The organism is Herbaspirillum sp. CF444 (genome assembly GCF_000282135.1).
Lineage (GTDB): Bacteria > Pseudomonadota > Gammaproteobacteria > Burkholderiales > Burkholderiaceae_D > Herbaspirillum.
Map to the genome: position 1 here is coordinate 93,848 of NZ_AKJW01000083.1, position 16,976 is coordinate 110,823.

Below are 16,976 nucleotides of genomic sequence, written 5' to 3' on the forward strand. Positions count from 1 at the left end.
ACTCCTAATGAAGACTCACAAAAATCAGGCGCGCAGATGCGGCCGGCGCAACATGCGCGGCAACCAGCCGCGCGGTGCGAAGATCAGGGACAAGAAATAGAAACCGCCGGCGCACACGATGATCACCGGGCCGGACGGCACCGACGCGTAGTACGACAGCATCAACCCGGCATAACCGGCCGCAGCGGCCTGCACGGTGCTGTTGAGCAGCTGCGCAGGCAGCGTGTCATGCCATAGCCGCGCCGACACGGCAGGCAACATCATGAGGCCGACCGCCATCAGCGTGCCCAGGGTCTGGAACGACGCCACCAGATTCAGCACCACCAGCATCAGGAACAACTGCTGATAAATCGTATTGCGACCGCCGCTGGCGGCAAGATAGGATGGATCGAAACTCTCCAGCAACAAGCCGCGATACAAACCCGCCATCAACAGGACGCTCAGGCTGGACACGCCGGCGACCAGCAGCAAGCCTTCGGTATCGACGCCGAGCACGTTGCCGAACAGGATATGCAGCAAATCGAGCTGAGTGCCGTGGCCGGAAATCATGATCACGCCGAGCGCCAGCGCCACCACATAGACGGCGGCGAGGCTGGCGTCTTCCTTGAGTTCGGTGTGACGGCTGATCCAGCCGGCCAGCGCAACCACGATCACGCCCGCGAGGAAACCCCCGATGCTCAGCGCCGGCAAGGACAAGCCGAAGAAGATGAAACCTGCGGCCACGCCCGGCAACACCGCATGGCTCAGCGCTTCGCCGAACAGGCTCATGCGGCGCAAGGTCAGCATCACGCCCAGCGGCGCACTGCTGAGCGCCAGCGCCAGGGTCGCCACCAGCGCGCGGCGCATGAAGGCGAATTCCTGGAACGGCGCAATCGCGAATTGATGGAAATCGTGCAGCAGCATCATCGCGGCGCTCCTTCGCCATGCGTGATGTCGATGACATCCACGGCATCAACGGCACATAGCGGCGCATGCTCATCCACGGCTTCCGCCATGGAGCGCGCACGATGCAGGTTTTCGTGGCACAGCACTTCTTCCGTTGCGCCCCAGGCGACGACATTGCGCGCCAGCAGCAGGGATTGCGGAAAAGCGCGACGCACCTGATCGTAGTCATGCAGCACGGCGATCACCGTGCGTTGCTCGGCATGCCAGGATTTGATGATGTGCAGGAGGTCGTTGGTGGTCTTGGTGTCGATGGCGCTGAAGGGTTCGTCCAGCAAAATCAGTTCGGCGTCCTGCAACAAAATGCGCGCAAACAGCACGCGCTGGAACTGCCCTACCGACAGGCTGGCGATCGAACGCTGCGCAAAACCGTCGAGGCCGACGGCCGCCAGGGCATCCTCCCCACGGTGCACCATGTCGCGGCTCATGCGGCGGAACAGGCCGGCTTTCGACCAGTAGCCCAACAACACGCAATCCAGTACGGAAATCGGGAAGCTGCGATCGATCTCGGCCTGCTGCGGCAAATACGCAATCCGGCTGGCGGCGGCATGCTTGACCACGCGGCCGCTGTTGCAACGGACCAGGCCCATGATGCTCTTGAGCAGCGTACTCTTGCCGGCGCCGTTGGGGCCGACGATGGCGGTCAGCGAACCTTGTGCGAAATGGCCGCTGACGTGATGCAGGGCCGGATGCCGGCGATAGGTGACGGTCAGGTTTTCCAATGAGATGGCGACGGACATGTTCACTCGCCTCCCAGTGCCCACATGACGCCGAGCCACAGGACCAGGCATACCGGCGCGACCAGCAGCACGCGTTGCCACCAGGGCAGCGCGAGGACGCTGGTTTGTTGAAAGAAGCGCGAAAGCATAGTTGTCGAGGAATTATTGTTGGTTGATTTGTGGCAGCAACGCATATTCAGCACATGGCCATGGGGAATCAAAATCGCCGTTACAAATCTGTTTGCAACCAAGTTGCGAAACCGCAATTATAATGCAACATTGTTGCAAGATGTGACAAGCCTCGAAGAAATCCGACAATCCAGTCAAAATGCTGGCCGAGCCTTTCCTTTCGGAAAATCCCGGCAGCTCACCTGAAGAAAGATCGCGTTCATGAATTCTCGCAAAATCACAGTGGCGCTCGGTTCCGCCCTTCTCCTCTCTGTCGCGACACTCGCAACCGCTCACGAAGCCCACGTCCACGGCGTCGGCAAGCTCGACGTCGCACTCGACGGCAAGACACTGTCGCTGCACCTGGACTCGCCGCTGGTCAACCTGATCGGCTTTGAGCATGCCGCCAGGAGCGCCAAGGACAAGCAAGCCGCACAAGACATGGCCAGGACGCTGCGCAACGCGGCAACGGTGTTCGTCACCACCCCGTCAGCAGAATGCAAGGTCAGTGGAGTCCAATTGGTCTCCGCCGCTATCGAACCTGTGTTGCTGGGCGAAGCTGCGGTGAGCAAAACAAGCAAGCCGGCCGGCCATGAGGATCATGACGGCCACGCCGACATGGATGCCGATTTCAGTTTTCAATGCGCGTACCCGGAACGCTTGCAACGCATCGACGTGAAACTGTTCGAGGCATTCAAGGGATTCAACAGCATCGACGTGCAACTGGTCACGCCCAAGCGTCAGGGTGCGGTGAAGCTGACGCCGACGGCCGCAAGCATCACGATTCAATAATTGATCAGCCAACCCGATATGAGCGACGCTGCCATCGCCTTGCGCGATATTTCTTTCACCTGGCCCGGCCAGAAGACGCCGACGCTGGCGCTGGACCGGTTCGACGTGCAGGCGCATGAACAGGTCTTCGTCAGCGGTCCCAGCGGCAGCGGCAAGAGCACGCTGCTGGCGCTGATCGGCGGCATCGCCAGCCCGCAAAGCGGCAGCGTCGCCATTCTCGGACAAGCGCTGGACGGTTTGCCGGCGTCGCGGCGCGACCGCTTTCGCGTCGACCATATCGGCTTCATCTTTCAGCAATTCAATCTGATTCCTTATCTGTCGATTCTGGATAACGTGCTGCTGCCTTGCCAGTTCTCGGCCTATCGCCGTGAGCGCGCGCTGGCGCAGGGGCAGGATTTGCACGCGGCGGCACAATCGCTGTTGCGCAGCCTCGATCTGGCACCGAACCTGTGGACGCGCGCGGTGACGCAATTGTCCATCGGCCAGCAGCAACGTGTCGCTGCGGCGCGCGCCCTGATCGGCCGGCCTGAAATCGTGGTCGCCGACGAACCGACGTCGGCGCTTGACAGTGACCGCCAGCAAGCCTTTCTCGACCTGATCCAGCATGAATGCGAACAGGCCGGCGCCAGCCTGGTGTTCGTCAGCCACGATCAGCGACTGGCCGAACGCTTCCATCGCCGCATTGCGCTCAACGACATCAATCGTTGCGCCGGCATGGAGGAATCGGCATGAGCTTCCTCTTTCGCCTCGCCGCGCGCAGCGCGTGGAATCGCCGCTTCACGCTCGGCCTGATGCTGCTGGCGATCGCCTTGTCGAGCGCCATGCTGCTCGGCATCGAACGCGTGCGTCACGACGTGCGCGACGGCTTCTCGCAATCGGTCTCCGGCACCGACCTCGTGGTGGGCGCACGTACCAGCCCGGTCCAGTTGATGCTGTACGCGATCTTCCGCATCGGCGGCGCGACCAACAACATGGGCTGGGACAGCGCACAAAAACTGGCGAAGAATCCCGCCGTGAAGTGGACGATTCCGCTGTCGCTGGGCGATTCGCATCGCGGCTTTCCGGTGCTGGCGACCAACGGCAATTATTTTGAACACTTCCACTATGGCGACGGACAGGCATTGAGCCTGAGCGAAGGCCGCCCCTTCGCCAGCGTGTTCGAAACCGTGATCGGCGCCGAAGTCGCGCAGCGCCTGCACTACAAACTCGGCGACCGCATCGTGCTCAGCCACGGCATGGGCAGCCTGCACCTGACCGATCACGCCGACAAGCCGTTCACGGTGGTCGGCATCCTGGCGCGCACCGGCACGCCGGTGGACCGCACCGTGCACATCGGCCTCGATGCAATGGAAGCCATCCATCTAGATTGGGAAGGCGGCGCACCGATGCCCGGCCTGTCGATTGCACCCGCCCTGGTGAAGAAATTCGACCTGACGCCCAAGACCGTCACCGCCGTGCTGGTCGGTCTGAAGAATCGCGCGGCGGTGTTCGGCGTGCAGCGCGACATCGCCGATGACAACAGCGAGCCCTTGATGGCGGTGCTGCCGGGCGTGGCGCTGGATGAGTTGTGGCAAGTCGTCGGCGTCGGCGAAAACGCCCTGCTGGTGGTCTCCGGCATGGTGGTGATCGTCGGCCTGGCGGGACTGGTGTCGGCGATTCTCGCCAGCCTGGGAGAACGGCGCCGCGAGCTGGCGGTGCTGCGCTCGGTCGGCGCGCGTCCCGGCGATATTTTCCTGCTGCTGGCGCTGGAAGGACTGGCCGTGATGCTGGCCGGCGTGGTGCTGGGCGTGGTTTTTCTGACGCTGGCGCTGTTTGCGCTGGGGCCCTTCCTCAGTGCGCAATTTGGCGTAACATTGCATCCGGCCCTGCCTGCCGCCGGTGAATTGCAGTTGTTGCTGTGGACCATCGTTGCCGGCTTTGTCGCCAGCCTGTTGCCGGGCTTGCGTGCTTACCGCCTCAGTCTGGCCGATGGCCTGACGCCGAGAATTTAAGGTCACGAATTTACTGCATGAAAATGAGATCATGAAAAGCATTACCTGGATAGGCGGCATCGTAGCCGCCGGACTATTGGTCGGTTATGGCGCCCATCTCGCGGCAACGCCGAAGACCTCGGCTGCCGCAGCAGTTGCGGCGGCAGTCAATGCCGGTGCGCCGATTGCTTCGGCCGTCGGAGCTGCCGTGCCTGCCGCACCAACCGGCAACGCACCGTACTCCGACAATGCGCAATACAAGGTCGGCGATCACCTGCAACAAAGTCCCGATCTGTCGAACAAACCTTACAAGCCGTCCGGCAAGAACGACGGCGCCTTCCGCGAGATCGCCTGGGAATCCCTGATGCCGAAAGACTGGGACGCCATGGCGCCGTTCAAGGGGCTGAAGCTCGACAAGATGGAAGACGGCGACCCGCGCGCCATGGAAGCGCTGTGGAAAGCCAAGAAGTACTGGAAGAATGCGCCCATCGATCCGAGCATGGACGGCGTATCGATCCGCATTCCCGGTTTTGTGGTGTCGCTGGAGCGTGAAGGCGAAGCGCTGAAAGAATTCCTGCTGGTGCCCTATTTCGGCGCCTGCATCCATGTGCCGCCGCCGCCGGCCAACCAGATCATCCACGTCCACAGCAGCAAGGCGGTCAAGAACATCCGCACCATGGATGCGGTGTGGATCAATGGCGTGCTGAAGGTGGAACACTCGGACACGATGATGGGCACCGCCGGCTACAGCATGGCGTCGGTCAAGGTGGAACCGTACACGGATCAGGCGCCTGCGCAGTAGGCTATTTTCATTGCGAGGCTGCGAAGCTACAGGCCAAGTTATCCCCACATTTTGGGAGCAAGCCTGTGGATAAGCGTTGGAGAAGTCGCTTAAGTATTTGATAACAATCGAAATTTCAATTCGTTGTGATTCTTAAGCAATCGCGGACAAGATGTAGATAATTACGCACCCCGCGCCACCGGGCTGGATTACCAGCAGGGAGGATGGCAGCTTCCACTACGTGTGCGTACAGCCGGGTTACAACGCCACTATCCGGCATTGGCGACTCAAGCCAATCTCGCAGATCTTTGCCACAAAACCGTTGAGGAAAAAAAACCTGCGATACTTGCGTATCGCAGGTGAATCTAAAGCAAGTTTAGAGGAGACAAACGAGATTCTAGCGACGACGTATGACGGCTTCGTGACACGCTAAAACTGTTTCGCGCTTTTCCGAATCGGCGGGCAACCATCATGGGATGGTTGCTACTGTCATCAGCAAGTCACAAAGCCGGATTATCCTGTCTACTCTTTCGCGATACATGCAACCGATATGCATGATTGCAGGGTGTGCCGGACCAACCGTCCGGTGCACCATTCCCCCTCCGCTCCATCCCGTTTCTCTCCCCCGCACCTGCTTTCCCCAAGAGTACCTCTTACTGCTGCTACGCACTTTCCCCTGCTACTACCTCTGCTTCCCCATTCGTTTGAATCACCAGGCGCCTGTAACCTGCAAGCGACTGAGTTTGATTTTGGTGCCTTCGCCTTCCGCACCTTGCATGACCAGATCGGTGCCGAGTTCTTTCGGCGGCTTTTGGTACCACTCCATGCACACCTGCGACAGATTGCTCAGGGCAGGCTTGCTCATGAATTGCTGCAACAATTCCTTCGTCAGCGCCAGATTCGGCGCCAGATGAAAATCTCCCGGCACGCCCAAGGCATTTGGCGAAGCCGACATGCGTGCGAGATCCTTCTGAAACATTTGCCGCGGCACCGTCATCGGATGCCCGGCCGACTCCAGCAGTTCCTGGAACACCGGCGCCATCAGATCCAGTACATAACCGTCGCATTGCACCCAGCAATGAAACGCGTCGCTGTTGCTGTCGACCTTGTCGCCGTCCAGCGTGCCGAATGACAAGGCGCCGCTGCCGTCTTCACTGATCAGGTAGAAAGCCGCGCCGGCAACCGGAAAGGCATTCTTCTTGTAAAACTTCTTCAATATCTGTGCCGCAGTCACGCTGAAGAAAAAACTCGCGGCGGGAATATTGGCGTCGACACTATCGAGCACCGAGTGAATGACGCGAAAAATACGTTGATAATCCGCAAGCGGGATGAGGGGGCGAATGTTAGGTGATTTCATCCGCGTATTTTCTCATACCGGCCATCCGCTTTCGCCGCAGATGCGCGCATCCTTGCCGATGCGGCTGCTGTTATGCCGCCTCGGTACGATTGGCGTCGTCGTTCTTGCCATGCAGGAAGCAAGCGCAGTTCACGTCGTGATGCACCGAGCAGGCTGTCAGTTCGCGCAGGCGCTCCATCTTGCCTTGGTCCACCGACAGCAGACGCAGACGTTCGCGTGAGAGTTTGACTTCGCGTTTGTTCCATTCGCAATCGGCGCGGATGAAGAGGTACATCAGCACCAGGCAAAAACTGAGGTAGGTAAGAAACATCAGGGCGATATCGTTTGGCACAGTGTCGACTATGAATTGCATGATGATCTCCGTAAGTTCGGTTTGCGTTCAGGTCTGCTGCCGGGCTGTACTTGCTTTGCCGGCTTGGCAAACCGTCGTTCCATGGAGATCATCTTAGTCACGCAAGCGTGCGCAATCTATCGGGGAATTCCTTATGTCCGCACGGCACTTCCGTTCTATGGAAAAGAGCCGGGAAACCTGTGTGCACTGTCGTGCCGGGAGGCGCAACGGCCGCAAGAAGAGCCGCCTGAAAGGCATGCGGCGACGCACATGCCCGACGGTGAAAAGAAAAGATACAGAACGACGAGAAAGGTCAGTGCGACTGCGCGTCGATGTCGGCAAGCGATTCCCGGCCGCGCTGGGTGATTTCAAATTCCTTGCTGCCTTCCTTTTCGACGATGTGTCCTTTGCGCCCGAGGAAAATCGCGACATCGGCGTCGATATGCGCATGCGGATCGAGACTGAGTCCGCGCAGCGCTTCGATGCAACGGTAGATGAACAAGGTTTGCTTGCCCTTTTCCGTCAACCCCAATTGCCCGTCGCGGGCATATTCCAGGAACTTGAGGCCGGTCAGGCGCTTGGCGTTGCGGGCGACGCAGGCGCTTGGGCGGCCGCGGTGTTCCTTCCGGCTTACCTGGCCGAGGGCGTCAAATTCATCTTTGGTCAGATCGTCGCTCATTGCATTCTCCGTGTTGATTCAGGCAGACAGACAGTGTGCCAGAATGTCCGGGCCGCTATGGTAAGCGCACGCGCAGCCACAGGCAACGAGAATCGGCCGGAATGCCGTGTGGCAATGAAGATTTTGTCTCTACTTACCCACAATGCCTGTGAATAGATCTGTGGATAAGCTGTGGGAGACCTGCGCAATGCCTTGCTGAGCCTCGCCTCGCAACAAATTGATTATTTAATAAGCGCTCTACGGCCGCAACACGAACAAAAAAAACCCGCCGAGCGCATGCAGGGCGGGTTCAATCTCAAAAAACATCTTCCAGGAGGTTGATTGAGGAGACGTTTTCACTGTATCGCAGAAAATCCGCTGAGAAAACGATCAATATGTCATTCGCTTATGCGTTCCAGACATAAAGCGCCCCTATTGGCCGCATCCTCCTCATCTTCATCCTCACTCCCGATTACATCGGCGGCTTGACGCCATCTTTTTCCACGACGATGCGGGCGGCATTCCAGTCGTCGCCGACATGCGTCGCAACGACGAACACGGCCAGGCCCGGCTTGACGTCTTGCAAAGCAGCGGGAACGATGGTCACGACAGGCACGTCCTTAGGCACGGAAATCTTGATGGTCTTGCCCTGATAGACCAGATCCAGATCGCGCCCTGTGCTGCCCGAGACCACCGCAGAGACGGTGGCGTTCGTCATGCTGCTGCCGGGCAGCAAATCCCAGTCGTAGTGCCCTTCGCCGGTGCCGCGCGCTTCCTCGGGGAAAACCACGACTTCCAGGGCCTGGATACTGCCATTGGCGCCCGGTTTGCCGGCCGTGCCGATGAAGCTGCCCTGTTTGATCGCCGACAGATCGAGCGGCTTGACCGAGGCGTAGCGCGTGGCGTCGCTCAGATGCAGCTTGAGGCTTTTGCCTTCGCGCGTCGTGACATCAACATCGCTGCCGTTGACGGCAGCTACCGTGCCCCGGATGCGGCTCGGAGCGGCACTTTGGGCCTGCGACAGCAAAGGTAAAGCCAGCAACGCGAATGTGATCAATGACAACAACCTGGAACGACTCGACATGACGATTCCTTGGGTGAACGAAAAAACCAGTCTAGCACCGGGCTGGAAATGCTGCTCACGCCCCCCCCAGGAAGAAGGAAAACCGCTTCAAAAACAAAGAAAACGGCACGGGAGCCATGATGTTGAAGATGCCGGCAATGCTTGATGATCGACAAAAAACATCAAAAAGCATTTAGATAGAAATACTCCAATTATTCGTAGATTAAAAATATTGATGCGATTTCTTCCGAATACAAATACATGGAATATCTCGATTTTTTTCTATGTTATTCGCGCGATCTTTTTGTGAAAATGCAAACAAGTCACTCGCATCCCCATCGATTCTGAGGCGCCTGATACATCTCCTCATCAGGCGCTCAATGCCCACGGTTGAGAACGCGACTCTGCCTGCCCGTTTTTTCGGGGGAGTGACGAGCTTGCCCGGTGCCGATTTTCTGGTGCCGGGCTTTTTTATTCCATCCCCGGCAAGTGCAAGGGAAAAAGCACCGCGGAAATGAAAAAAGCAGTATCCGAATCATGTCGAATACTGCTTTCGGTGAGCTCCACCACCGTCCGGCGCGAAATCAACCCAAACGCCAATTGGAGCGGTGACGATAACGCGATTTGACGATGTGCATGTCGTCGTTGGCAGCCTGCTCCTGAGGTGTGCGTCGGAACACGTTTCTGCCGGCATTGGTCAGGTTGAAAGCACCGCCGAGGTTGGGGATGCCCAAGCCTTTGCTGATCACGCTTTGCACCACGCGCCGCGGAATGATGCGGAAATCCCCTTTGAACACGCTATACATCCAGCGCAATTCTTCACCGGTTAATTCGACATTTTTTTCAGCAGTTTTCATGGTTTCCTCACAGCAAGTAAGGCCATGGTAGCACAAACAGGAAAATAGTGTAGGAAGCCGAAAACCCTTTACCAGCAAGGGATGCAAGACTTTCAACATGTCGTTTTCACATGTTTTTGAAGCGTGAAGGAATTTCCTGACGGAATCGTGGAATCGGTTGACGGGCAATTCCCTGCAACGACTCGGAAATACGCTCAGGCCATGCGGCCTTTCACGGCATTGCCCGCTGTGTACCTGCGGCTGCGGTCCGTTCTTCGACCGTCAGCTCCAGCATGTCCTGATACACCAATTGCAGGATCTGAGATGCGCCAAGGCCTGGATGCGCACGGGCCTTTTCTGTCATCAGGCGCTCAGCCCGTCGCTGGTTGCCATCGCAGACATCGACGACGAATTGACGCTGGCACTGCTGCTGGCTCTGCTTGGGCGCTTGGGACGAGGCGCGCTTGTTGAGCAGATAAGCAAAGCCACAAAGAACGGCAAAAACCCAGAGAAAACCAGTCATGTTGAACTCGCACGGTTAGACGTCGAAGTTCAATAGTGTGAATTTTTAGCCCCGGCCTTGATATAGGAAAACTCTCAAAACCCGTTGGGATGCATGCCCGGCACAACAACGCGGGCGATACGCGAACATGCAGAAGAAAAGGCAGGCTCCGAGCGAGACTGGCTCAGCCGAAAAATTCACGCAGCAGGAAGGCTTGCAGGCCCGCCGTATCGGCCGGACGAGCGGAAAGCGGAACCACACGACCGAGCTTCTGCGAATCCCAGTTGAAATCGCCCGAATAGTATTTCCGGATCAGCGCGATCATGCTGTCGACGATGGCCTTTTCCACGTCGCCGTTGGGACCTGCATCCACGGTGATGGTCTGGCGCTGGCTATTGCGCACGTCGGTCGTCCAGCCGCGGAATATGTACTGCGCCACGCGCGGCCCCTTGCTGACGATCTCGAACACGCCATTGGTGCCGCCGCTGGCTTTGCGCGTCTGGAAGGCGATGTTGGCGCGCGCAATCTCGTTGGCCGATGGGCCCTGCTCCGCGGCCCGCGCCTCGGCGTTCTCGCGGGCGGCGGAATCCTCGGCTGCGCGGCGGCGTTCGCGTGCGGCATTGAGCATCGTGGACATGTCCATTTCCGGCGGCGCCTGCGTGATGGCGGTCGGCGATGGTGCAGGCGCTTCGCGAGCCGGCGCCGGGCTTGGCTTGGGATTGGCGCGTGCGACCTGTTTGGGTTGTGGTGAAGTTTTCTTGACCGGTTTGGTCTTTTCCGGTGGCGTCGGTTGCTTGACGACGGCCGGTGGAGGCGTACTGCGGACGAATGTCACCTCAAGCGGTTCGTGTGAAGAATTCGCCTGTACGTTGATTTTTTGCAGGCTGGGCCGCAAAACGAAAAACAGCACCACGTGAATCAGTATCGACAGGCTGACGCCGACGATCGTCCTGTTACGCGTGCGTGTTCTGGGGGTCGAGTGAGAAAGTATCGTAAAAATCGTCATACCATGCAGCAACAACGGATAGCATCCAATTTTTAGCGCCCATCATACTCGATACAAGACGCATCGGTCCTGGATCGATGATCCGCAATGCTACTGGCTTGGGCTGAAGAATGCAAACCCGCCGCTCGCGCATGGCCAGCCGGCTTGCGATCTCCGGCGGCGTTGTCCGGTCTCAATGCCGCCAGTGCCCGCCGCCGCCCCGCCAACCACCCCAATAGCCGCCGCCGTAACCGTAATAAACGCTGGCCGAAGGCACCACATAGACGGGTGCCGGCGCCCCATAATACGGATACGGGTCGTAAGGCACGGCGACGCAGCCGCCCAGCATGAGCGCCGGGATGATCCACAGCAAACGTTTCATCATGTCCTCACTGCCGGAATTATTCTTTTTGCATCATCCTATTCCGACGGCACCTTTTCCAGCGTAATTACCTTTTGTTACCTTGCGCGTGAGACCGATAGATAGCGATACATTGATACCGCTCATGCGCCGCCGCTATCGTGCCGCACCGTGGATGCTTATATAATCAGCGCTCCATAAAAATATTCAATCACCACGGAGACCATCGATCGGCGCCCTGCTCCCGCCAGGCGCCGCGTCGTCGCCCGCTCCCTTCACCGACAAGTGTACTCATGACTACCGCTTCCGCCCCCGTTGTCGTCATCGCCCCCGACTCCTTCAAAGGTTCCCTGAGCGCCCAGCAAGTTGCTGAAGCGATCGGTGCCGGCGTGCTGGCTGCGGCGCCGGATGCCCAGATTCGCCTGTGCCCGATCGCCGACGGCGGCGAAGGCACTCTCGACGCTCTGCTCCATGCCGGCGGCGAAGTGCGGCGCCTGCAGGTGCGCGGCGCGGCCGGCGCCATGCATGAAGCGGCAGCCGGCATCCTGAGCGACGGCAGCGCCGTGATCGAATCGGCCGAAATCGTCGGCCTGACCGATGCGGCGGGAACCGCCGTGGCGGTGCAAGACCGTTCCACGCTCGGCATCGGCGACGCCTTGCTGGCTCTGCTGGACAGCGGCGCGCGGCGTTTCCTCATTGCGCTGGGCGGCAGCAGCACCAATGACGGCGGCATCGGCATGCTGGTCGCGCTGGGTCTGAAACTGCTGGATGCGGAAGGCAAGCTGCTCGACCCGGTGCCGTCGCAACTGGACAAGCTGGCGCGCGTCGACGTCAGCGGCCTCGATCCGCGCCTGAAAGACATCCACATCGTCGCCATGTCCGACGTCGACAATCCTCTGTGCGGCGAACATGGCGCAACTGCCGTCTTCGGTCCGCAAAAAGGCGTCAACCCGGAGCAGGTCAAACCTCTCGATGCCTTGCTCGGCCGCTTTGCCGCGCTCTTCGAACAAGCCTGCGGCCGCAGCGAAGCCCTTTCTCCCGGCGCAGGCGCTGCCGGCGGGCTGGGCTATGCGCTGCTGATGCTGGGCGCGGAGTTCCAGTCCGGCGCCCAAACCGTCGCCGACTATATCGGCCTCGATGCGGCATTAAAAAACGCCGATTGGCTCATCACCGGCGAAGGCCGCAGCGACGCCCAGACGCTGCACGGCAAAGCGCCCTTCATCGCGGCCCAGCGCGCGCGCCTGGCAGGCGTTCAGACTTCGCTCTTGTCGGGCGGCATCGATCGCGCCTCCTTGCCCCAGTTGCAAACCAGTTTCTCGGGATGTTTTTCGATCGTGTTCGGTCCGGCGACGCTCAACGATGCCATCGCCAATGCTGCGGCGCTCTTGAAAGACAGCGCCGAACAGATGACGCGGCTGTGGCTGTCTGGCCGCAATATGCGCTGACGACAGGCGCTAGCGACAACCGCTTCCCACAGAAAAAAGTTACCCACAAAAACTGGGGGTAACTTTGTGGATAAAGTTGAGGAGTTTTCGCTATCTTCTTGATTCTAAATAAATTTACCTGATTGATAAAAGTGGATGCATTTACGCGCGCCCACTTCGACGGCATCAACCAATCGCTCAGACAAGACCAAACTCCCCTGCGATCAGCTCATAGGATCGCTTGCGCGCCTCGTGCTCATGAATGATGGTCACGATCATGACCTCATCCGCGCCATAGGCCGCCGCCAAGGCTTCGATCTGCTCCCGCACCTTTGCCGGCGAACCCACCACGGCGCGCCGGCCCGACGGCAAAGTCGACGGCGGCAGATTGTATTCGTCAAAAAACTTCAGCGCAGTGTCCACTGACGGGATCTTGTCCAGACGCCGTCCGCTGTGCATGTGAATCAGCCGCATGCCGTAACTGGTTGCCAGCAACCGCGCTTCTTCGTCGGTGTCGGCGCAAATGACTTGCAAGGCCACGCCCTGGCGCGGCGAAGGGCAACGCGGCGACGGCACGAAATCGCGCCGGTAACGTTCGGCCACCGGTTCGCCGGCGGCATGGATGAAATCGGCAAACATATAAGGCAAGCCCAGTTCAGCCGCCCAAATCCCGCTTTGCGCGGAAGAACCCAGCATCCAGGGCTGCAGTAATTCCGGACTGCCGGGCAAGGCCGACAAGCGCGCAAACGGATGATCCTCCGGCAACTCATCCCAAAGATAGCCCAGCAGCTCGTTCAACTGTTCGGGAAAATCGTCCTGCGGACGCTGACGCCGGTCGCGCTGCAACGCCGACGCCGTCAGCGAGTCGCTGCCCGGCGCCCGCCCCAGCCCCAGATCAATGCGCCCCGGATACAGCCCGCTCAGCATGCTGAACGACTCCGCTACCTTTAACGGGCTGTAATGCGGCAGCATGACGCCGCCGCTGCCCAGGCGCAGGTGCGATGTCACCGCGGCAATCGAGCCGATGAGCACTTCGGGACTGGCGCACGCCAGGGACGTGGTGCCGTGATGTTCTGCTACCCAGTAGCGGTAGTATCCAAGCCGGTCGGCGAGGATCGCCAGATCGATGGCATTTTTCAGCGCCTGGGCGCTGGACACGCCTTCCGATACCGGTGCCTGGTCGAGAACGCTGATCTGCAGCGAGGCGCTGGATGAAGGGACTGAATGATGGTCGGAAACGGACATGACGGTAGCGAGCGGCGATTAATCCGGCAAGGATAGACGAATTCGCTCAAACCGTTTTTTCACACCCGCTTTTGCCTGGCCGTAGAGAGAAAGGAAAAGTCACGCAGCAGGGACGCATGGGCGTAATGTTCGCGCAACATTGAATTGATATCGTGCAATTTATATGCTTAACTGGCTGCGTAGCCGACACTTACGCGGTTCTCCGTCGCAGTTCGGTGAACTAACATGCGTAGCGAGTATGCGTAAATCTGATCCATTGGCAGATAATAAAAACAGATAAATTTTCCCAAGAGGAAACATTTGCCAATAACGAGACTAAAATTGTAAAAATTTTCAGAGTTTTTAGAATTTTTTCAAAAAAAATGCATTTTCGATTAAGATGCACGAATTAGTTGTCACATTTACAAAACTTTGTCTCGCTGATTCACGTTTATTGCGCTCACAGCAATACCCTGCACAACGCAAATCGCACAGTGGCACAGTCGCAAATCGTTTTGTAATGCAATCAGTCCCGGGAGTTAAGTTTGCGTCGATCAGTCTTGTCTCTTCTTGCCGTCATTGCCTTCCTGGTGAGTATCTCCGCATTTGCACAGGTACCGACGGATCCAACCAAAACCGGCGAAGTGATGTCCGCACCGCCGGGCACGCTGTCCACGCTGGCGCTTCCCTCCTCTGCAGTCACCAATACGCGCGTCGGTTCAGGCGATGTGTTGCGCGTGACCGTCTTCGGCCAGCCCGATCTGTCGGCGGAAGTCGGCGTCAACGACAAGGGCGTGCTGACCTTGCCGCTGATCGGCGGCATCGACGTGACCGGCCTGACGACCAGTGAAATTTCGGCGCGCGTCGCCGATGCGCTGCGCAAAGGCCAGTATCTGCGCAACCCCGAAGTGTCGGTCGAAGTGATCCAGTTGCGCAGCCAGATGGTGTCCGTGCTCGGCGAAGTCAGCCGCCCGGGCCGTTATCCGATTCCCGGCCACCTAAGCGTGCTGGAGTTGCTGGCGACCGCCGGCGGCTTGACAACCCAGGCCGACCAGACCGTCACGCTGCTGCGTCGCAAGACCGACGATAGCGGCATCGGCGGGGCAGAAAGCGACGTGCGCATCCCCATCCTGCTGGGAGAAACCAAAGCCACCGCGCGCAGTCCGCTGGATGTCGAACTCAACAACGGCGACGTCGTCTACGTCAACAAGAAGAAACTCTTTTACATCCACGGCGAAGTCAACCGGCCCGGCTCCTACCCCATGGAACAGGACATGAACGTGATGCGCGCCATCTCCCTCGGCGGCGGCATGACGCAGCGCGCTTCGCAGCGCCGTATTTATATCAATAGGGAAATACCTGACAAAGGCGTAGAAGAAATCAAGGCAAAATTGACGGACCCGGTCTTGCCCGGCGACGTTGTCTATGTCAACGAAAGTCTGTTCTGAACAAACATCAAGGTTATAACGTGAATCTGCAGGCTCCGGAAACCGGTTTATCTTCCAAACAGCTGGCGTCGATGATCTCGGCGCGGCGCAGCACGATATTCAAGACGCTGCTGGCCACGGTGGCGGCGACGATCGTCGTGACCCTGTTGCTGCCGAAAACCTATACCGCCTCGTCCGACGTCTACCTCGACTACAAGGGCAACGATCCCATCAACGGACGCCTGTTCTCGCCGATGATGGACGAGAGCTACATGCAAACCCAGCTCGACATGATCAAGAGCCAGGCCGTGGCGGAAAAAGTCATCGATGCGCTCGACCTGGAACGTACCGCCGCCTATCACGAAGCGGTCGAACGCAGCGGCGAAGCCCGCGCGCACTCGCAGTTGGTCAAGCGCATCAACGACCATACCATGGTGGTGACGCGCCGCTCCAGCCGCGTGATCGAAGTCGAATATGCCGCGGACACCGCCGAGCAGTCGCGCGACCTGGCCAATGCCGTCGTGCGCGCCTACATCGACCTGAACCAACAGATATCCTCCGCTTCGGCGCGTTCACGCCGCGAGCAGTACAACGCGCAGCTGGAACATCTGCGCAAGGAAGCCGATTCGATTCAAGAGAAACTGACCAAGTACCAGCAGGAAGTCGGCATCCTCGATCCCAACGAACGCAACGACCTGCAATCGCGCCAGCTGGGCGACCTGATGACTTCGCTGATCGCCGTTCAGAACCAGCAACAGGAAGCACTGGCCCGCAAGAACGCCACCGACAGCCTGGTGCGCAGCGGCATGCGCGTCGACGAATTGCCGGAAGTCGCCCAGCGCCCCAACATCAACGATCTGAAGTCCAAACTCAGCGACGTCAACAAGCGCCTGGCTGACGTACAAGAGGTACTCGGCCCGCGCCATCCGAAGACAATGGCGCTGATCAGCGAGCGCGACGACATCGCTGCGCGCATCTCCCGCGAAGCGCGCAGTTCGCTGGATGCGCAGCAAATCGACGCGCGCCGCCTGGCCATGCAGGAACAGGCGCTGCAAAAGGAAGTCGACACCCAGCGCGCCAAGCTGCTTGAGCAGAAACAGCATCGCGACACCATCACCTCTTACCAGCGCCAGCTCGACAGCGTCGAGCGCGTCTACAACACCGCGCTGGCGAAGTACGATGAAATCCTCATGGCCAGCAACATCAACACCTTCGACCTGACCGTCCTGCGCGTGGCCGAAGTGCCGAGTACGCATTCCAAGCCGCTGCTGCTGCAAAACATCGCCGCCAGCATCGTGGTCGGCCTGGCGCTGGGCCTCTGCCTGGCCCTGCTGTACGAACTCGGCCAACGCAGGGTGCGCTGCGAAGACGATCTGGTGCGCGGCATCCATCTCCCGCTCATCGGCAACATCGGTATCCGCTAAGACTGCAATGAC

At 59.1% G+C, this 16,976-nt stretch carries 19 protein-coding genes; 7 read left to right on the top strand and 12 right to left on the bottom strand.

Annotated features, from left to right (window positions below; all coding sequences use genetic code 11):
- Positions 1-24: 24 nt before the first annotated feature.
- Genes PMI16_RS19475 through PMI16_RS26690 form a run of 3 tightly spaced genes read right to left on the bottom strand, consistent with a single transcriptional unit; the run spans position 25 to position 1,810 of the window.
- A complete protein-coding gene (locus tag PMI16_RS19475; RefSeq protein ID WP_007882680.1) occupies positions 25-906 on the bottom strand; it encodes a metal ABC transporter permease in 882 nt (293 codons plus the stop codon).
- Complete coding sequence (aztA, locus tag PMI16_RS19480) at positions 903-1,682, bottom strand: zinc ABC transporter ATP-binding protein AztA (protein ID WP_007882681.1); 780 nt, start codon at positions 1,680-1,682, stop codon at positions 903-905. Before aztA ends, PMI16_RS19475 begins: the two co-directional genes overlap by 4 nt.
- Before the next feature lie 2 nt (positions 1,683-1,684).
- Positions 1,685-1,810 carry a hypothetical protein gene (locus PMI16_RS26690; RefSeq protein WP_007882682.1) on the bottom strand — a complete coding sequence of 42 codons (126 nt, stop codon included), beginning with the start codon at positions 1,808-1,810 and terminating at the stop codon, positions 1,685-1,687.
- A gap of 241 nt (positions 1,811-2,051) precedes the next feature.
- Here PMI16_RS26690 and PMI16_RS19485 point away from each other — a divergent pair, with 241 nt between their 5' ends.
- Genes PMI16_RS19485 through PMI16_RS19500 form a run of 4 tightly spaced genes read left to right on the top strand, consistent with a single transcriptional unit; the run spans position 2,052 to position 5,393 of the window.
- Complete coding sequence (locus PMI16_RS19485; protein WP_007882683.1) at positions 2,052-2,621, top strand: DUF2796 domain-containing protein; 570 nt, start codon at positions 2,052-2,054, stop codon at positions 2,619-2,621.
- An 18-nt stretch (positions 2,622-2,639) separates the two neighbouring features.
- Positions 2,640-3,353 (top strand): ABC transporter ATP-binding protein, encoded by a 714-nt coding sequence (locus tag PMI16_RS19490; protein WP_007882684.1) that lies wholly within the window; start codon positions 2,640-2,642, stop codon positions 3,351-3,353.
- Entirely contained in the window at positions 3,350-4,612 is a 1,263-nt protein-coding gene (locus tag PMI16_RS19495; RefSeq protein ID WP_007882685.1) for an ABC transporter permease, read from the top strand. The genes PMI16_RS19490 and PMI16_RS19495 overlap by 4 nt, the downstream gene beginning before the upstream one ends.
- Before the next feature lie 31 nt (positions 4,613-4,643).
- Positions 4,644-5,393 (top strand): DUF3299 domain-containing protein, encoded by a 750-nt coding sequence (locus tag PMI16_RS19500; RefSeq protein ID WP_007882686.1) that lies wholly within the window; start codon positions 4,644-4,646, stop codon positions 5,391-5,393.
- Between the two features lie 688 nt (positions 5,394-6,081).
- On the opposite strand, the gene PMI16_RS19505 is transcribed toward PMI16_RS19500, so the two are convergent.
- The 8 genes from PMI16_RS19505 to PMI16_RS19540 all read right to left on the bottom strand — a co-directional run bounded on the left by PMI16_RS19505 (position 6,082) and on the right by PMI16_RS19540 (position 11,489).
- Positions 6,082-6,729, bottom strand: coding sequence for a DUF2026 family protein (locus PMI16_RS19505; protein ID WP_007882688.1), 648 nt, complete (start codon positions 6,727-6,729; stop codon positions 6,082-6,084).
- A gap of 70 nt (positions 6,730-6,799) precedes the next feature.
- Positions 6,800-7,081, bottom strand: a complete 282-nt coding sequence (locus PMI16_RS19510) for a hypothetical protein (protein ID WP_007882690.1) — start codon at positions 7,079-7,081, stop codon at positions 6,800-6,802.
- Between the two features lie 292 nt (positions 7,082-7,373).
- Entirely contained in the window at positions 7,374-7,739 is a 366-nt protein-coding gene (locus PMI16_RS19515) for a hypothetical protein (protein WP_007882691.1), read from the bottom strand.
- Positions 7,740-8,190: 451 nt separating this feature from the next.
- A complete protein-coding gene (locus PMI16_RS19520) occupies positions 8,191-8,802 on the bottom strand; it encodes a hypothetical protein (RefSeq protein ID WP_007882693.1) in 612 nt (203 codons plus the stop codon).
- Positions 8,803-9,365: 563 nt separating this feature from the next.
- Positions 9,366-9,638: a hypothetical protein gene (locus tag PMI16_RS19525; RefSeq protein WP_007882695.1), complete on the bottom strand. Its 273-nt coding sequence runs from the start codon at positions 9,636-9,638 to the stop codon at positions 9,366-9,368.
- A 211-nt stretch (positions 9,639-9,849) separates the two neighbouring features.
- Positions 9,850-10,140, bottom strand: a complete 291-nt coding sequence (locus PMI16_RS19530; RefSeq protein ID WP_007882697.1) for a hypothetical protein — start codon at positions 10,138-10,140, stop codon at positions 9,850-9,852.
- A 163-nt stretch (positions 10,141-10,303) separates the two neighbouring features.
- A complete protein-coding gene (locus tag PMI16_RS26335) occupies positions 10,304-10,954 on the bottom strand; it encodes a hypothetical protein (protein WP_237719898.1) in 651 nt (216 codons plus the stop codon).
- 343 nt (positions 10,955-11,297) lie between these two features.
- Positions 11,298-11,489: a hypothetical protein gene (locus PMI16_RS19540; RefSeq protein WP_237719899.1), complete on the bottom strand. Its 192-nt coding sequence runs from the start codon at positions 11,487-11,489 to the stop codon at positions 11,298-11,300.
- Between the two features lie 269 nt (positions 11,490-11,758).
- Here PMI16_RS19540 and PMI16_RS19545 point away from each other — a divergent pair, with 269 nt between their 5' ends.
- Positions 11,759-12,910: a glycerate kinase gene (locus PMI16_RS19545; RefSeq protein WP_007882712.1), complete on the top strand. Its 1,152-nt coding sequence runs from the start codon at positions 11,759-11,761 to the stop codon at positions 12,908-12,910.
- A 177-nt stretch (positions 12,911-13,087) separates the two neighbouring features.
- Here PMI16_RS19545 and PMI16_RS19550 read toward each other — a convergent pair whose 3' ends face one another.
- A complete protein-coding gene (locus PMI16_RS19550) occupies positions 13,088-14,134 on the bottom strand; it encodes an LLM class flavin-dependent oxidoreductase (RefSeq protein ID WP_007882713.1) in 1,047 nt (348 codons plus the stop codon).
- A 626-nt stretch (positions 14,135-14,760) separates the two neighbouring features.
- Between PMI16_RS19550 and PMI16_RS19555 the strand changes: the two genes are divergently transcribed.
- Positions 14,761-15,561, top strand: a complete 801-nt coding sequence (locus tag PMI16_RS19555) for an SLBB domain-containing protein (protein WP_034381325.1) — start codon at positions 14,761-14,763, stop codon at positions 15,559-15,561.
- 20 nt (positions 15,562-15,581) lie between these two features.
- A complete protein-coding gene (locus PMI16_RS19560; RefSeq protein ID WP_007882715.1) occupies positions 15,582-16,964 on the top strand; it encodes a Wzz/FepE/Etk N-terminal domain-containing protein in 1,383 nt (460 codons plus the stop codon).
- Positions 16,965-16,976: the final 12 nt, after the last annotated feature.

Coding starts and splice junctions, on each gene's coding strand:
- PMI16_RS19475 (WP_007882680.1), bottom strand. CDS start 906: ATGATGCTGCTGCACGATTTCCATCAATTCGCGATTGCGCCGTTCCAG.
- aztA (WP_007882681.1), bottom strand. CDS start 1,682: ATGTCCGTCGCCATCTCATTGGAAAACCTGACCGTCACCTATCGCCGG.
- PMI16_RS26690 (WP_007882682.1), bottom strand. CDS start 1,810: ATGCTTTCGCGCTTCTTTCAACAAACCAGCGTCCTCGCGCTGCCCTGG.
- PMI16_RS19485 (WP_007882683.1), top strand. CDS start 2,052: ATGAATTCTCGCAAAATCACAGTGGCGCTCGGTTCCGCCCTTCTCCTC.
- PMI16_RS19490 (WP_007882684.1), top strand. CDS start 2,640: ATGAGCGACGCTGCCATCGCCTTGCGCGATATTTCTTTCACCTGGCCC.
- PMI16_RS19495 (WP_007882685.1), top strand. CDS start 3,350: ATGAGCTTCCTCTTTCGCCTCGCCGCGCGCAGCGCGTGGAATCGCCGC.
- PMI16_RS19500 (WP_007882686.1), top strand. CDS start 4,644: ATGAAAAGCATTACCTGGATAGGCGGCATCGTAGCCGCCGGACTATTG.
- PMI16_RS19505 (WP_007882688.1), bottom strand. CDS start 6,729: ATGAAATCACCTAACATTCGCCCCCTCATCCCGCTTGCGGATTATCAA.
- PMI16_RS19510 (WP_007882690.1), bottom strand. CDS start 7,081: ATGCAATTCATAGTCGACACTGTGCCAAACGATATCGCCCTGATGTTT.
- PMI16_RS19515 (WP_007882691.1), bottom strand. CDS start 7,739: ATGAGCGACGATCTGACCAAAGATGAATTTGACGCCCTCGGCCAGGTA.
- PMI16_RS19520 (WP_007882693.1), bottom strand. CDS start 8,802: ATGTCGAGTCGTTCCAGGTTGTTGTCATTGATCACATTCGCGTTGCTG.
- PMI16_RS19525 (WP_007882695.1), bottom strand. CDS start 9,638: ATGAAAACTGCTGAAAAAAATGTCGAATTAACCGGTGAAGAATTGCGC.
- PMI16_RS19530 (WP_007882697.1), bottom strand. CDS start 10,140: ATGACTGGTTTTCTCTGGGTTTTTGCCGTTCTTTGTGGCTTTGCTTAT.
- PMI16_RS19540 (WP_237719899.1), bottom strand. CDS start 11,489: ATGATGAAACGTTTGCTGTGGATCATCCCGGCGCTCATGCTGGGCGGC.
- PMI16_RS19545 (WP_007882712.1), top strand. CDS start 11,759: ATGACTACCGCTTCCGCCCCCGTTGTCGTCATCGCCCCCGACTCCTTC.
- PMI16_RS19550 (WP_007882713.1), bottom strand. CDS start 14,134: ATGTCCGTTTCCGACCATCATTCAGTCCCTTCATCCAGCGCCTCGCTG.
- PMI16_RS19555 (WP_034381325.1), top strand. CDS start 14,761: ATGTCCGCACCGCCGGGCACGCTGTCCACGCTGGCGCTTCCCTCCTCT.